At 68.2% G+C, this 14,679-nt stretch carries 13 protein-coding genes, 1 rRNA gene and 1 riboswitch; of the genes, 12 read left to right on the top strand and 2 right to left on the bottom strand.

Annotation, left to right across the window (positions count from 1 at the left end):
* The 11 genes from rrf to ACGFX9_RS30340 form a co-directional block, all read left to right on the top strand.
* Positions 1–94 (top strand): 5S ribosomal RNA (gene rrf / locus ACGFX9_RS30390); the annotation flags it as partial.
* A gap of 152 nt (positions 95–246) precedes the next feature.
* A complete protein-coding gene (locus tag ACGFX9_RS30385) occupies positions 247–855 on the top strand; it encodes a CDP-alcohol phosphatidyltransferase family protein (protein ID WP_393479592.1) in 609 nt (202 codons plus the stop codon).
* 112 nt (positions 856–967) lie between these two features.
* On the top strand, positions 968–3,463 hold the full coding sequence (locus tag ACGFX9_RS30380; protein WP_393479589.1) for a sugar phosphate nucleotidyltransferase: 2,496 nt from the start codon (positions 968–970) through the stop codon (positions 3,461–3,463).
* An 89-nt stretch (positions 3,464–3,552) separates the two neighbouring features.
* The gene (locus tag ACGFX9_RS30375; protein ID WP_393479586.1) at positions 3,553–4,452 is read left to right on the top strand and encodes a DUF881 domain-containing protein; all 900 of its coding nucleotides are present in this window, start codon (positions 3,553–3,555) and stop codon (positions 4,450–4,452) included.
* Positions 4,449–4,781, top strand: a complete 333-nt coding sequence (locus ACGFX9_RS30370) for a small basic family protein (protein ID WP_030794354.1) — start codon at positions 4,449–4,451, stop codon at positions 4,779–4,781. Before ACGFX9_RS30375 ends, ACGFX9_RS30370 begins: the two co-directional genes overlap by 4 nt.
* A gap of 5 nt (positions 4,782–4,786) precedes the next feature.
* Entirely contained in the window at positions 4,787–5,677 is an 891-nt protein-coding gene (locus ACGFX9_RS30365) for a DUF881 domain-containing protein (protein WP_393479645.1), read from the top strand.
* A gap of 511 nt (positions 5,678–6,188) precedes the next feature.
* The gene (locus ACGFX9_RS30360) at positions 6,189–6,722 is read left to right on the top strand and encodes an FHA domain-containing protein (protein WP_393479582.1); all 534 of its coding nucleotides are present in this window, start codon (positions 6,189–6,191) and stop codon (positions 6,720–6,722) included.
* Between the two features lie 44 nt (positions 6,723–6,766).
* Positions 6,767–7,510, top strand: a complete 744-nt coding sequence (locus tag ACGFX9_RS30355; RefSeq protein WP_393479579.1) for a MerR family transcriptional regulator — start codon at positions 6,767–6,769, stop codon at positions 7,508–7,510.
* 53 nt (positions 7,511–7,563) lie between these two features.
* Entirely contained in the window at positions 7,564–8,037 is a 474-nt protein-coding gene (locus ACGFX9_RS30350; RefSeq protein WP_006123076.1) for a bifunctional nuclease family protein, read from the top strand.
* A gap of 172 nt (positions 8,038–8,209) precedes the next feature.
* A complete protein-coding gene (locus tag ACGFX9_RS30345; RefSeq protein WP_393479574.1) occupies positions 8,210–8,845 on the top strand; it encodes a MerR family transcriptional regulator in 636 nt (211 codons plus the stop codon).
* A 79-nt stretch (positions 8,846–8,924) separates the two neighbouring features.
* Positions 8,925–10,379 (top strand): DNA polymerase IV, encoded by a 1,455-nt coding sequence (locus ACGFX9_RS30340; RefSeq protein WP_393479571.1) that lies wholly within the window; start codon positions 8,925–8,927, stop codon positions 10,377–10,379.
* A gap of 66 nt (positions 10,380–10,445) precedes the next feature.
* Here ACGFX9_RS30340 and ACGFX9_RS30335 read toward each other — a convergent pair whose 3' ends face one another.
* Positions 10,446–10,826 carry a PRC-barrel domain-containing protein gene (locus ACGFX9_RS30335; RefSeq protein WP_393479566.1) on the bottom strand — a complete coding sequence of 127 codons (381 nt, stop codon included), beginning with the start codon at positions 10,824–10,826 and terminating at the stop codon, positions 10,446–10,448.
* Positions 10,827–10,981: 155 nt separating this feature from the next.
* Positions 10,982–11,079, top strand: a riboswitch (glycine riboswitch).
* Positions 11,080–11,277: 198 nt separating this feature from the next.
* On the opposite strand from ACGFX9_RS30335, the gene gcvP reads away from it, so the two are divergent.
* Positions 11,278–14,166 (top strand): aminomethyl-transferring glycine dehydrogenase, encoded by a 2,889-nt coding sequence (gene gcvP / locus ACGFX9_RS30330; protein ID WP_393479562.1) that lies wholly within the window; start codon positions 11,278–11,280, stop codon positions 14,164–14,166.
* 87 nt (positions 14,167–14,253) lie between these two features.
* Here gcvP and ACGFX9_RS30325 read toward each other — a convergent pair whose 3' ends face one another.
* The gene (locus tag ACGFX9_RS30325; RefSeq protein WP_190084166.1) at positions 14,254–14,460 is read right to left on the bottom strand and encodes a DUF5999 family protein; all 207 of its coding nucleotides are present in this window, start codon (positions 14,458–14,460) and stop codon (positions 14,254–14,256) included.
* Positions 14,461–14,679: the final 219 nt, after the last annotated feature.

Raw genomic sequence — 14,679 nt, 5'->3', positions numbered from 1 at the left:
AACGCCCGGTTACATTCCGAACCCGGAAGCTAAGCCTCACAGCGCCGATGGTACTGCAGGGGGGACCCTGTGGGAGAGTAGGACGCCGCCGAACTTATTTTATAGCCGTGGTCCCTGGACTTAATTGTCCAGGGGCCACGGCTTTTTTGTGTTTCTGGCTTTCGCTTACCCCTCTGCACCGCCGGCTGACAACTGAGGGTAAGGTCAGGGGGCATCATCGGCTCGTTTCCCACAGGAGGCCCCCGGGTGGAGGTCCAGGAGACACGTGTCCAGACGGACCGAGTCCTCACCATCCCGAACATCCTCAGCATGGCGCGCCTCGTCGGCGTACCCCTCTTCCTGTGGTTGATCCTCAGGCCCGAGTTCGGCGGGCCCAAGAGTGACCATTGGGCGCTGCTGGTGCTGATGCTGAGCGGTATCAGCGACTATCTCGACGGCAAGCTGGCCCGTCGCTGGAACCAGATCAGCAAGCTTGGGCGGCTGCTCGATCCTGCGGCTGACCGGCTCTATATTCTGTCGACCTTGGTCGGGCTCACCTGGCGGGAGATTCTTCCGCTCTGGCTGACCGCGGCGCTGCTCCTGCGCGAGATGGTTCTGCTGGTGATGGTCGGCATCCTCAGGCGTCACGGCTATCCGCCGCCTCAGGTGAACTTCCTCGGCAAGGCCGCCACCTTCAACCTGATGTACGCCTTTCCACTACTGCTGCTCAGTGACGGAAGTGGCTGGATCAACACTCTCGCTGCTATTTTCGGATGGGCGTTCGCAGGATGGGGTACAACGCTGTACTGGTGGGCAGGGATCCTCTACGTGGTTCAGGTCCGCCGACTTGTCCGTGCGAACGCCACGGCCGATTGAGCTTGCCGATTCGACAGCTGTAGAGCTTGCAGGCCCGTAAGCGACACATACGGGCCTGGCCCGGCGGGCCAAGTCGGCCAGATCGTCGTCTATTGAGGAGGACGCTTCCGACATGAAGGCCGTCGTAATGGCTGGAGGCGAAGGCACACGCCTTCGCCCGATGACCTCCAGCATGCCCAAGCCGCTCCTGCCTGTGGCCAACAGGCCCATCATGGAGCATGTGCTGCGGCTGCTCAAGAGGCATGGGCTCACCGAGACCGTGGTAACCGTCCAGTTCTTGGCTTCCCTCGTCAAGAACTACTTCGGTGATGGTGAAGAGCTCGGAATGGAGCTCACCTATGCCAACGAGGAAAAGCCACTCGGTACTGCCGGGAGTGTGAAGAACGCAGAAGAGGCATTGAAAGATGATGCCTTCCTTGTGATCTCCGGTGATGCTCTGACCGACTTCGATCTCACCGAGCTGATCAACTTCCACAAGGAGAAGGGTGCGCTCGTCACCGTCTGTCTGACGCGCGTTCCCAATCCGCTGGAATTCGGTATCACCATCGTGGACGAAGAAGGAAAGGTCGAACGCTTCCTGGAGAAGCCGACCTGGGGGCAGGTCTTCTCCGACACGGTGAACACGGGCATCTACGTCATGGAGCCCGAGGTCTTCGACTACGTCGACGCCGATGTGTCGGTGGACTGGTCCGGTGACGTCTTCCCTCAGCTCATGAAGGAAGGCAAGCCCGTCTACGGCTACATCGCCGAGGGCTACTGGGAGGACGTCGGCACGCACGAGAGCTACGTCAAGGCGCAGGCCGACGTGCTGGAGCGCAAGGTCGACGTCGAGCTCGACGGCTTCGAGATCTCGCCCGGTGTGTGGGTTGCCGAAGGCGCCGAGGTGCACCCTGACGCCGTCCTGCGCGGGCCGCTGTACATCGGGGACTACGCGAAGGTCGAGGCCGGCGCCGAGATCCGCGAGCACACCGTCATCGGCTCGAATGTCGTGGTCAAGACCGGTGCCTTCCTGCACAAGGCCGTCGTGCACGACAACGTTTACATCGGGCAGCACAGCAACCTGCGCGGCTGCGTCATCGGCAAGAACACCGACATCATGCGGGCCTCCCGTATCGAGGACGGTGCCGTCATCGGCGACGAGTGCCTCGTCGGTGAAGAATCGATCATCCAGGGCAATGTGCGGGTCTACCCGTTCAAGACGATCGAGGCCGGCGCCTTCGTCAACACGTCCGTCATCTGGGAGTCCCGGGGCCAGGCCCATCTCTTCGGGGCGCGCGGGGTCTCCGGCATCCTGAATGTGGAGATCACGCCCGAGCTCGCGGTGCGGCTCGCGGGGGCGTATGCGACGACCCTCAAGAAGGGTTCGACCGTCACCACCGCCCGTGACCACTCCAGAGGCGCGCGGGCGCTGAAGCGCGCGGTGATCTCGGCGTTGCAGGCCAGCGCCATCGACGTACGCGATCTGGAGAATGTGCCGCTGCCGGTGGCGCGGCAGCAGACGGCTCGGGGCAGCGCCGGCGGGATCATGATCCGGACGACGCCGGGTGTGCCCGACTCCGTGGACATCATGTTCTTCGACGGGAGCGGGGCCGATCTGTCGCAGGGGAGTCAGCGGAAGCTGGACCGGGTGTACGCGCGTCAGGAGTACCGGCGTGCTTTCCCCGGGGAGATCGGGGATCTCCACTTCCCGTCCAGCGTCTTCGACTCGTACACCGGTTCGCTGCTGCGCAACATCGACACCACCGGTGTGGCCGAGTCCGATCTGAAGGTCGTCGTCGATGCCTCCAACGGCAGTGCGGGCCTTGTGCTGCCGAGTCTGCTCGGGCGGCTCGGGGTCGACGCGCTGACCGTCAATCCGGGTCTCGACGAGTCCCGGCCGACGGAGACGTACGAGACTCGCAGGTCGGGGCTTGTGCGGCTCGGTGAGATCGTGGCGTCGTCGCGTGCCGACTTCGGTGTGCGGTTCGACCCGGTGGGTGAGCGGCTGTCGCTCGTCGACGAGAAGGGGCGGATTGTCGAGGACGACCGGGCGCTGCTCGTCATGCTCGACCTCGTCGCCGCGGAGCGCCGCAGCGGTCGGGTCGCGCTGCCGGTCACGACGACGCGCATCGGCGAACAGGTGGCCGCTTACCACGGGACGCAGGTCGACTGGACGACCACGTCGCCGGACGATCTGACGCGGGTGGGCCGCGACGAGTCGACCATCTTCGGTGGCGACGGCCGCGGTGGCTTCATCATCCCGGAGTTCAGCAGCGTCTTCGACGGTACGGCCGCATTCGTGCGGCTCATCGGCCTGGTGGCGCGGACGCAGCTCACGCTGAGCCAGATCGACGCACGCATCCCGCGCGCCCATGTGCAGCGGCGTGACCTCGCGACGCCGTGGGCGGTCAAGGGGCTTGTGATGCGCAGCGTGGTGGAGGCGGCGGGCGACCGGTCGGTGGACACGACCGATGGCGTGCGGGTCGTGGAGGCCGACGGGCGCTGGGTGTTGGTGCTGCCGGACCCGGCGGAGGCCGTCACTCATCTGTGGGCCGAGGGTCCCGACGACGCGTCCGCTCAGGCGTTGCTCGACGAGTGGTCCGCCGTGGTGGACGGCGCCGGCCGCTGACCGGTCGCAGGAGCCGGACGGCACCCGTGAGGGGTGCTGTCCGGCACGCCGGTGGGGCCATTCGGAGGTAGTGGCCGCGACGTGCGACGATGTGCGGCATGCCGCAGCAGCCCCCCGTTCGGAGCACCCCCTCGCGCCCCCCGCGCCCGGACGCCTCCATGTCGCTGCTGACCACCGTCATGGACCACAGCCTGGACGAGGGCTACGCGGAAGCAGCGGCGCGCAAGCAGGCGCAGGGTGACGGCGGTGTCCCTCGCCCGCTGCGGGCGAAGCTGGGGCTTGCCCTCGGACTGGTGCTCGCGGCCCTGGTGGTGACGGTGGGTGCCGCGCAGGCGCGGATAGCCGCTCCGGTTGTGGCCAAGGAGCGCGGGGAACTCATCGACCGGATCGACTCGGCGACCACGGATGCGGACGAGCTCGAGAAGGATGTCGAAGCGCTCCGCGACGACGTGGGTGAACGCCAGCGTGCGGCGCTGAAGAAGTACGGGGGAAGCAAAGGCGAGTTGGTGGCTCTGCTCTCGGGTGCCACCGAGGTCCACGGCAACGGCGTAAAGCTGGTGGTGGACGACGCCAAGGAGGCCGACCAGGGCGGGGGCGGGCCGCGGGAGAGCGCCGGCTTCTCCGACACGGGGCGGGTCCGCGACCGTGACATGCAACGGGTCGTCAACGGCCTGTGGCAGTCGGGCGCGGAGGCGATCGCCATCAACGGCCAGCGGCTGACCGCGCTGTCGGCGATCCGGGCCGCCGGTGACGCGATACTGGTCGACAACAAGCCGCTGGTACCGCCCTATACGGTGCTTGCCGTGGGGGACGGGCAGCGCTTGAGCACGAGATTCCAGAACAGTCGCGACGGTCAGTATCTGCATGCTCTGCAGGAGAACTTCGGCGTCAGGACCAGCATTTCCGCTCAGGGAGATGTCCGGCTGCCGGCAGCACCGAGTGTGACCGTACGAACAGCAGAGCCGAAGGCAGGAAAGGGCACAAAGTGATCGCCGTACTGGGCCTCGTCGTGGGAGTCGTGGCCGGATTGTTGGTCCGGCCGGAGGTTCCGGCGGTGGTCGAGCCGTACCTTCCGATCGCCGTGGTGGCTGCACTCGACGCGGTGTTCGGAGGCCTGCGGGCGATGCTCGACGGGATCTTCGACGACAAGGTCTTCGTGGTGTCGTTCCTCTCGAACGTGGTGGTGGCCGCCCTGATCGTGTTCCTGGGCGACAAGTTGGGCGTGGGCGCCCAGCTGTCCACCGGCGTCGTCGTGGTGCTCGGCATCCGGATCTTCTCGAACGCCGCCGCCATCCGCCGACACATCTTCCGGGCGTGACGCGGATGGGTATGGAAGAGACGCCCGGAAGCGAGAACCGGCGCAAGGAGCTTCCCGCCGAGGTGCCCCGCGCGCCCGCCGAGCCCGTGCACAACGCGCCCGCTGAGCCCGTGGACAAGGCGCCCGAGGAGCCTGTCGAGGGCTCTTCGCCTGAGCCGGAGGAGAAGCCGCAGCTCAGCGGCCGTCGGCGGTTGGCGGAGGGGCTGTGGCCGCCGCGCGTCACGCGCCCCCAACTGATCGTCGCCCTGCTGCTGTTCGTGCTGGGCCTGGGCCTGGCCATCCAGGTGCGCTCCAACAACGACAGCAGTGCGCTTCGAGGAGCACGTCAGGAAGATCTCGTACGCATCCTCGATGAACTGGATGACCGTACACAGCGTCTGGAAGATGAGAAGCAGCGTCTCGAGGACCAGCGCACCGGGTTGGAGAACAGCTCGGACCAGGCCGAGGAGGCCCGCAAGCAGACTGTCGAGAAGGAACGTCAACTCGGCATTCTGGCGGGCACCGTGGCGGCGCAGGGTCCTGGTATCACGCTGACCATCGACGACAAGAGGGGAGCGGTCGAGGCGGACATGCTGCTCGACGCCATTCAAGAGCTGCGCGCCGCGGGGGCCGAGGCCATCCAGATCAATGACGTACGCGTAGTAGCCAACACCTATCTGTCGGCTACGGACGGTGGTGGCATCCGGGTGGACGGCCGCACGGTCGGCAAGCCCTACCGTTTCAAGGTGATCGGCAAGCCGCAGGACCTGGAGCCGGCGCTGAACATCCCAGGTGGCGTGGTGCAGACTCTGGAGAAGGAGCAGGCCACCGTCACCGTGACGCGAGTGGAGAAGATCGTGGTGGACGCCTTGCGACCGGCGAAGCGGCCTGACTACGCTCGGTCGTCGTCCCAGTGAGGCGGGGGTGCATGGGGGCCGCCGGTCGAGGGCATGAGGTTGCGGGGGGTCGGCGCACCGTAAGCGTGGTGCGTGGTGGAAACTGTTTGGCGGGTGCGGACGTTGTGAGGATGTCTGCACTGCCGATGTACGCCGGTGAGTGCAATCAGGGTTCGTCCTGCCCCACGGGCGGGTCTGTTTCGGTCAAGGGGAATCGCCCGTGAAGTTGTTTGCGAAGTTGTTCGGCAAGAGCGCACGTGAGGACAGCGGCAACCCCGCCACTGCCCGGCACCGTGCCCCGCGCCATGGAGATGCTGAGGGACAGGGCGAGGACCGCCCGATGTTCCGTGACCAGGTCGGTGGGCCAGGCGGTGACATTTCGGGCGCTCAGGGCGCGTCGTCTGTTGACCCTGCCGGTCCGGGCCGCATAGGTTTCGGAGAACCGTCAACCTCAAGTACGGGTGGAGGGTTTACCCCCGGTCCGTACGCATCGAATGCCCCCGCGGGGCAGCCGCGGCAGGAGGATCCGTCCATGGCCCTGGTGTGTACGAGGTGCGGGAACCGCAATGCCGAGGCGAGCCGGTTCTGCTCCAACTGCGGCGCGCCGCTGCGGGCCGGGGCCGCGCCGGAGCGCCCGTCCGAGACGACCTCCACCATCTCCATCTCGGGTCTGGAGGCCTACGACGCGGAGGTGACGGGGCAGACCGCCTCGCCCGCCCTCTCGCCGGAGGCCCAGGCCGCCGTTGACGCACTGCCGCTCGGCTCCGCGCTCCTCGTGGTGCGCCGCGGGCCGAACTCGGGCAGCCGCTTCCTCCTGGACGGCGAGCTGACCACGGCGGGGCGCCACCCGCAGAGCGACATCTTCCTGGACGACGTGACCGTCTCGCGCCGCCACGTGGAGTTCCGTCGCCTCGGGGACGGTTCCTTCACCGTCGCCGACGTGGGCAGCCTCAACGGCACGTACGTCAATCGCGAGCGCATCGACTCGGTCGCGCTGTCGAACGGCGACGAGGTGCAGATCGGTAAGTACCGCCTGGTCTTCTACGCGAGCCAGCGGGCCATCTGACCCTCCCCGGACTTTGTCCGGGGGGACACCCCCAGGGAAGGTCCATGCTTCACACACCGAGGGGCGGTGCCGGGAACGGCACCGCCGCCGAGGACCATCGGCTGATGAGCATCGGCGCCGTACTGAACGCGCTGCGTGACGAATTCCCCGAGGTCACGATCTCCAAGATCCGTTTCCTGGAGTCGGAGGGGCTCATCGAGCCCGAACGCACCCCGTCCGGCTACCGCAAGTTCAGCCGGCAGGACGTCGAGCGGCTCGGTCACGTCCTGCGGATGCAGCGGGACCACTATCTGCCGCTCAAGGTGATCCGGGAGCACCTTGAGGCCCTGGAGCGCGGAGAAGGGGCTCCAGTGGCTCCCCTGGGGCAGCCGCGCGAGCCCGGTGACGCCTGGGGCGTCGGTGACACCGAAGAGCCCACCGCGGCCCGCGTGGGCCATGCCGAGCTGCTCGCCGCTGCCGAGATCGACGCGGAGCAGCTCGCCGAGTGGGAGACGTACGGGCTCATCGCGCCCCTGCCGGACGGCGGTTATGACGCGGAGGCCGTGACGGTCGCCGCGCTTGTCGTCGAACTCGGACGCTTCGGGATCGAACCTCGGCATCTGCGCGTCCTGAAGTCGGCGGCCGAACGTGAGGCCGGTCTGGTCGACCAGGTCGTGGCGCCGTTGCGCAGGCACCGCAATCCGCAGACCAGAGCGCATGCGGAAGCCCGTACGAAGGAGCTCGCGGGGCTGACCGGAAAGCTGCACTCTGCACTGGTACAGACGGCGCTCGGGGTGAGGTTGCCTTGACTCAGGGGGTGCCCGACTACCCAAACCTGCCGGGCACGTCCTAGGGTTGCTGTGTGAACGAGCTCGACGTCGTAGGTGTCCGGGTGGAAATGCCCTCCAACCAACCGATCGTGCTCCTGCGTGAAGTGGGAGGTGATCGGTACCTCCCCATCTGGATCGGACCAGGGGAGGCGACCGCGATCGCCTTCGCACAGCAGGGGATGGCGCCCGCACGGCCGCTGACCCACGACCTGTTCAAGGACGTGCTGGAGGCGGTGGGTCAGGAGCTCACCGAGGTGCGCATCACGGACCTCCGGGAAGGGGTCTTCTACGCGGAGCTGGTCTTCGCCAGTGGAGTCGAGGTGAGCGCGCGGCCTTCCGATGCCATAGCGCTGGCGCTGCGCACCGGGACGCCGATCTACGGCAGTGACGGTGTCCTGGACGACGCGGGCATCGCCATCCCGGACGAGCAGGAGGACGAGGTGGAGAAGTTCCGCGAGTTCCTCGACCAGATCTCGCCCGAGGACTTCGGTACCAACAGCCAGTAACGCGTCGCTCACGGAGAGTCCCGGCGGGCCATTCGGCTAGCTGTTCCCGGCGACGCGGTACGGCAAACCACTCTCAGGGTGATTATCACTCGGCGTGCCGAGTGTGGCGATCGTTGACGAGCCCCTGGTGACTGCCTACCGTCGTGCAGGCAGGTCAAGGACGGAGGTCGGCGTGAGAAGCAGCGGCGACGGTACGGCGGTGGGCGGTCCATATCCGCTTCAGAGCAGCGCGGCCGGTCACTCTCCGAAGAGGCCGGTGGCGGTGCAGGGGAGCGTTCAGGGGAGCGGGGACGCCACGTCCGGACAGTCCGAACAGGAACAGATCGGTTACCGGGGCCCCACCGCGTGTGCGGCCGCCGGCATCACCTATCGACAGCTCGACTACTGGGCCCGTACGGGACTGGTCGAGCCCAGTGTGCGGTCCGCGGGCGGGTCGGGCACCCAGCGGCTCTACAGCTTCCGGGACGTCGTCGTCCTGAAGATCGTGAAGCGTTTCCTCGACACCGGTGTGTCCCTGCAGAACATCCGGACCACGGTCCAGCATCTGCGTGGCCGCGGGTTCCAGGATCTGGAGCGGATGACGCTCATGAGCGACGGTGCGACCGTCTACGAGTGCACGTCGCCGGACGAGGTCCACGATCTGCTCCAGGGCGGTCAGGGGATCTTCGGGATCGCCGTGGGTGTCGTGTGGCGGGATGTGGAAGGTGCGCTCTCGCAGCTGCACGGGGAGCGGATCGACACCGGCGAGACGCTGGTGCGGCAGAACCCCGCCGATGAGCTCGCGCGGCGGCGCAACCGGGCCGTGTGAGGCGAGCCGGCCGCTCGTCGCGGGGTGCTGGGGCGGGCGCGAGGGGGCGTTGTCAGTGGCGTAGGGCAGCATCAGAGGTGTGAGAACCGCGCCGACGATTCTGCATCTCGACATGGATGCCTTCTACGCGTCTGCAGAGCAGGCCGCGAAGCCGAGTCTGCGCGGAAAAGCCGTGGTGGTGGGCGGTCTCGGGCCGCGGGGTGTGGTGGCGACGGCTTCGTACGAAGCGCGGAAGTTCGGTGTGCACTCGGCGATGCCCATGGGGCAGGCGCGGCGCCTGGCACCCAATGCCGCGTATCTGGTGCCGCGTTTCGGGCTCTACCGAGAGGTCAGCGAGCAGGTGATGACGCTGCTTCGGCGGTTGTCGCCGCTGGTGGAACCGCTCAGCCTGGATGAGGCCTTCGTCGACCTGGAGGCGGGCGGCGTGGCCGACGACAGGGCGTCGGCGCTGGCGGTGGGGGAGCGGCTCCGCGCGGACATCAAGGCGGTGACGGGGCTTACGGGGTCGGTCGGGCTCGCCGCGTCCAAGATGCTGGCGAAGATCGCTTCGGAGGAGGCCAAGCCCGATGGGCTGCGGCTGATAGAGCCGGGGACCGAGCGGGACCTGCTCGCGCCGATGTCGGTGCGGACGCTGCCCGGTGTCGGGCCGGCCACCGGGGACCATCTGCGGCGGGGCGGGATTCTGACCGTGGGGGAGATCGCGGGGGCGGGCGAGGACGAGCTCGTACGGCTCCTGGGGAAGTCGCACGGGAGTGCGCTTTACGCGATGGCGCTGGCGCGGGACGAGCGGCCCGTGGTGGCCGAGCGGGACACCAAGTCGGTCAGCGTCGAGGACACATACGACGTGGACATCCATGACCGGGTGCGGGTCAGGGGCGAGGTGGCGCGGCTTGCCGACCGGTGTGTGGAGCGGTTGCGGGCGGCGGGGCACTCGGGGCGGACCATTGTCCTGAAGGTGCGGCGGTTTGACTTCTCGACGCTGACACGGTCCGAGACGCTGCGTGGGCCCACGGACGACCCCGGAGTGGTGCGGGAGGCCGCCGCGCGGCTCCTGGAGTCCGTGGACACCACGGGAGGCGTGCGGCTCCTCGGGGTGGGTGTCACGGGGCTCGCCGACTACACGCAGGAGGATCTCTTCGCCCAGGCGCAGGCTGAGGCCGAGGCCGTGGAGGCTCAGGAGGCGCGGGAGGCGGAAGACCAGGGGGAGGAGCGGGGCGGGGAGGCGCCGGGGGAGAGCGTGGGCGGGGCCGTGGAGGTGCCGGTCACGCCGGTTGTGCCTGCCGTGCCGGTCGTGCCCGCGGAGCGGCGGTGGGCCGCCGGGCACGATGTGCGGCATGCCGAGTACGGGCACGGGTGGGTGCAGGGCAGTGGCCTGGGGCGCGTGACGGTGCGCTTCGAGACGCCGGTGTCGGCGCCGGGGCGGGTGCGGACCTTCCGGACGGATGACCCGGCGCTCGAGCCCGCGGAGCCGTTGCCCTTGGTGGCGCCCTCTGAGGAGGGCCTGGAGGCCCCGGAGGCCTTGGAGGCGCAGTGAGGACTGTGGCCGTCGGGTTCCGGCCTCTGCGGGGTCAGTGGGGCGGCTGGGGCGGCCGGTGCGGGATCAGGGGTCTTCCTGGCCCGCTATGTGGCCGAAGTCCTTGTCCGGCGGGGGCGTGGCCGGGGGAGGTGTGGTGTCCAGGCCGTAGTGGTGGTAGAGCTGCAGTTCCTGTTCGGGGGAGAGGTGGCGGCCCACGCCGAAGTCGGGGGCGTCCTTGATCAGGGAGCGCTCGAAGGGGATGCGCAGGGTGCCTTCGCTGGTGAGTTCGCTGGGTTCCAGGGGGACGAACGCGTCCCGGCTGAACAGGCCCGTGCGTATGGCCGCCCACTCAGGAGCGCCGGTCGCGTCGTCGAGATAGACCTCGTCGATCGTGCCGATCCTGGCCCCGTTCCGGTCGAAAGCCTTGCGGCCGATCAGGTTGCGCGGATCGATGTCGGTCTGCACGGTCCCTCCAACTGGTCGAGGCTTGTCGAAGTGGTGCGTAACTCGGTGCGTAACTCATCCTTGTTCGTTCGTAATCACTACGAAAGAGCACTTCGGGGCAGGCGGCCACTCGAGGGATCGGCCTTGTCCTCGCTGGTAGGCTGGCGCATGGCTGCTGACCCCGTGCGGGAGAGCTCTCCGGTGGTGATACCGGAGGCGCCGAAGGAGCAACTCCTCCCCGGAATCTCTCAGGCCCCTGTACCGCACGGACGAGGTCACTCTGGAAAGCAGGGCGGGCGACGGGCCGGCACGGCCGAAACCTTCCCTCACCGACGGTGAAAGCCGGGACGGCGCCTCTCGCGGGGCCTGGCCCCGGTGAAGCTCTCAGGTTGAGATGACAGAGGGGGAGGCCGTCCGGGTACCCGCGCCGTGGTGCCCCTCGCAGGTCGCGTCAGACCAGGAGGCCTCCGCAATGACCGCCACCAATCGCATCCCGCTCTCCCAGCTTGAACAGGGCATCCCCTTCGAGCAGCGGCACATCGGTCCCGATGGGGAAGCACGGGCCAAGATGCTCGCGCAGGTCGGTTACGGCTCGCTCGACGAGCTGACCGCCGCCGCAGTACCGGATGTGATCAAGAACGCCGAGGCGCTGAACCTGCCCGGAGCGCGTACCGAAGCCGAGGTGCTGGCCGAGCTGCGCTCCCTCGCGGACCGTAACCAGGTTCTCGATTCCATGATCGGGCTCGGTTACTACGGGACCTTCACTCCGCCGGTGATCCTGCGGAACGTCATGGAGAACCCCGCTTGGTACACCGCCTACACCCCGTACCAGCCCGAGATCTCCCAGGGTCGTCTCGAGGCGCTGCTCAACTTCCAGACCGTCGTCGCCGAGCTGACCGGACTGCCCACCTCCGGTGCCTCGCTGCTCGACGAGGGGACCGCCGCCGCCGAGGCCATGGCGCTCTCGCGGCGCATGGGCAAGGTCAAGAACGGCGTCTTCCTCGTCGACGCCGACGCCCTGCCGCAGACCATCGCCGTCATCCAGACCCGTGCCGAGCCGACCGGTGTCGAGGTCGTCGTCGCCGATCTGAGCGAGGGCATCCCGGCGGACATCGCCGAGCGCGGTGTCGTCGGCGTACTGATCCAGTACCCCGGTGCCTCCGGTGCCGTACGCGACATCAAGCCGCTCATCGAGCAGGCGCACGAGATCGGTGCCGTCGTCTCCGTCGCCGCCGACCTGCTCGCGCTGACGCTGCTCACCTCGCCCGGTGAGCTCGGCGCCGACATCGCCGTCGGAACGACGCAGCGCTTCGGTGTGCCGATGGGCTTCGGCGGTCCGCACGCCGGATACATGGCGGTACGTGAGAAGTTCGCGCGCAGCCTGCCCGGACGGCTTGTCGGCGTCTCCGTCGACGCCGAGGGGAACAAGGCCTACCGGCTCGCGCTGCAGACCCGTGAGCAGCACATCCGCCGCGAGAAGGCGACCAGCAACATCTGTACGGCCCAGGTGCTGCTCGCCGTCATGGCCGGGATGTACGCGGTCTACCACGGGCCCGAGGGCCTCAAGTCCATCGCGCGGCGTACCCACCGCTACGCGACGCTGCTGGCCGCGGGGCTCACCGCCGGCGGGGTCGAGGTCGTACACGGCGCGTACTTCGACACTCTGACCGTGCGGGTGCCCGGCCGGGCCGAGGAGCTCGTCTCCGCCGCCCGCGAGGGTGGCGTCAACATCCACCAGATCGACGCGGACCAGGTCTCCCTCGCCTGCGACGAGACCACCACGCGCAAGCAACTGACCGCGCTCTGGAGCGCGTTCGGGGTCGCGGCCGACATCGAGAGTCTCGACGCGGAGACCGCGGACAGCCTCCCGGAGGGCCTGCTGCGCGGCGACGAGTACCTGACGCACCCCGTCTTCCACCAGTACCGCTCCGAGACCGCGATGCTGCGCTACCTGCGCAAGCTCGCCGACCGCGACTACGCGCTCGACCGCGGCATGATCCCGCTGGGCTCCTGCACCATGAAGCTCAACGCGACCACCGAGATGGAGCCGGTCACCTGGCCCGAGTTCGGACAGCTGCACCCCTTCGCGCCCGCCCAGCAGGCGCAGGGCTATCTGACGCTCATCCGTGAGCTGGAGGAGCGGCTCGCCGAGGTCACCGGGTACGACAAGGTCTCCCTGCAGCCCAACGCGGGTTCGCAGGGTGAGCTGGCCGGACTTCTCGCCGTACGCGGCTATCACCGGGCCAACGGCGACGACCAGCGCACCGTCTGCCTCATCCCGTCCTCCGCGCACGGCACCAACGCCGCGAGCGCCGTGATGGCCGGCATGAAGGTCGTCGTCGTGAAGACGAGCGACGACGGCGAGATCGACATCGATGACCTGCACGCCAAGATCGAGAAGCACCGCGACGAGCTGTCCGTGCTCATGATCACCTACCCGTCCACGCATGGTGTGTTCGAGGAGCACGTCGCCGACATCTGCGCCGCCGTGCACGACGCCGGCGGTCAGGTGTACGTCGACGGGGCGAACCTCAACGCCCTGGTGGGCCTGGCCCAGCCGGGGAAGTTCGGTGGCGACGTCTCGCACCTGAACCTGCACAAGACGTTCTGCATCCCGCACGGCGGCGGTGGCCCCGGTGTCGGTCCGGTCGGTGTGCGCGAGCACCTCGCGCCGTATCTGCCCAACCACCCGCTGCAGCCCGCCGCGGGCCCCGAGACGGGCGTCGGGCCGATCTCCGCCGCGCCGTGGGGCTCGGCCGGAATCCTGCCGATCTCCTGGGCGTACGTACGCCTCATGGGCGGCGAGGGCCTCAAGCGGGCCACGCAGGTCGCCGTGCTCTCCGCGAACTACATCGCCAAGCGGCTCGAGCCGCACTACCCGGTGCTCTACACCGGCCCCGGCGGGCTCGTCGCCCACGAGTGCATCATCGACCTGCGGCCGCTCAGCAAGGCGACCGGCGTCAGCGTCGACGACATCGCCAAGCGGCTCATCGACTACGGCTTCCACGCGCCGACCATGTCGTTCCCGGTCGCCGGGACGCTGATGATCGAGCCGACGGAGAGCGAGGACCTGGTCGAGATCGACCGGTTCTGCGAGGCGATGATCGCCATACGCGCGGAGATCGAGAAGGTCGGCGGCGGTCAGTGGCCCGCCGAGGACAACCCGCTGCGGAACGCGCCGCACACCGCCTCCGCGCTCGGCGGGGAGTGGGAGCACGCGTACAGCCGCGAGGAGGCCGTCTTCCCGGCCGGTGTCGTCGCCGCGGACAAGTACTGGCCGCCGGTGCGCCGCATCGACCAGGCGTACGGCGACCGGAACCTGGTCTGCTCCTGCCCGCCGCTGGATGCGTACGAGGACTGATACCTGGTCCGGCACATGCGTCGGGGCCGGTCCGGAGATGCTTCTCCGGGTCGGCCCCTTCGTGGTCCGTGCTGCGGTGCCGTCGTCTCAGGCGGCGGTCATGATCGTGTCCGTGCCCAGCGGTCGGTGCGGCGCGATGATCTGGCCGTCCGGCAGCAGCTCACCGGTGTCCTCGAAGAGCAGGACTCCGTTGCACAGCAGGCTCCAGCCCTGTTCCGGGTGGCTCGCCATGAGGAGCGCGGCTTCCCGGTCGGCGGAGTCGGCTGTCGGGCACGGTGGTTGGTGCTGGCACATGGAAGGGTTCTTTCGCTGCGGTGTGATGGCTGTGACGTCTGTCCTGCGGCTCGATGCGGTGTTCATGGCCGCCCCCCGTTCAGTCGGTCCGGTCCCAGTGTTGCCCTACGGACGCCAATCCGCAGGTATTTAGCGGCAGCGCTCCTTACTGCTTAATGACGTATCACCCGCCCGGACGGTTCAGCTCAACTGCACTGTCTCTTCGGGTGGTTCGGGGTG

It is taken from the genome of Streptomyces sp. NPDC048436 (assembly GCF_043200355.1).
In the GTDB taxonomy this organism is placed as follows: domain Bacteria; phylum Actinomycetota; class Actinomycetes; order Streptomycetales; family Streptomycetaceae; genus Streptomyces.
This window is presented reverse-complemented; position numbering and strand designations above follow the sequence as displayed.

Coding starts and splice junctions, on each gene's coding strand:
- ACGFX9_RS30380 (WP_393479589.1), top strand. CDS start 968: ATGAAGGCCGTCGTAATGGCTGGAGGCGAAGGCACACGCCTTCGCCCG.
- ACGFX9_RS30325 (WP_190084166.1), bottom strand. CDS start 14,460: ATGTGCCAGCACCAACCACCGTGCCCGACAGCCGACTCCGCCGACCGG.
- ACGFX9_RS30360 (WP_393479582.1), top strand. CDS start 6,189: ATGGCCCTGGTGTGTACGAGGTGCGGGAACCGCAATGCCGAGGCGAGC.
- ACGFX9_RS30355 (WP_393479579.1), top strand. CDS start 6,767: ATGCTTCACACACCGAGGGGCGGTGCCGGGAACGGCACCGCCGCCGAG.
- gcvP (WP_393479562.1), top strand. CDS start 11,278: ATGACCGCCACCAATCGCATCCCGCTCTCCCAGCTTGAACAGGGCATC.
- ACGFX9_RS30365 (WP_393479645.1), top strand. CDS start 4,787: ATGGGTATGGAAGAGACGCCCGGAAGCGAGAACCGGCGCAAGGAGCTT.
- ACGFX9_RS30375 (WP_393479586.1), top strand. CDS start 3,553: ATGTGCGGCATGCCGCAGCAGCCCCCCGTTCGGAGCACCCCCTCGCGC.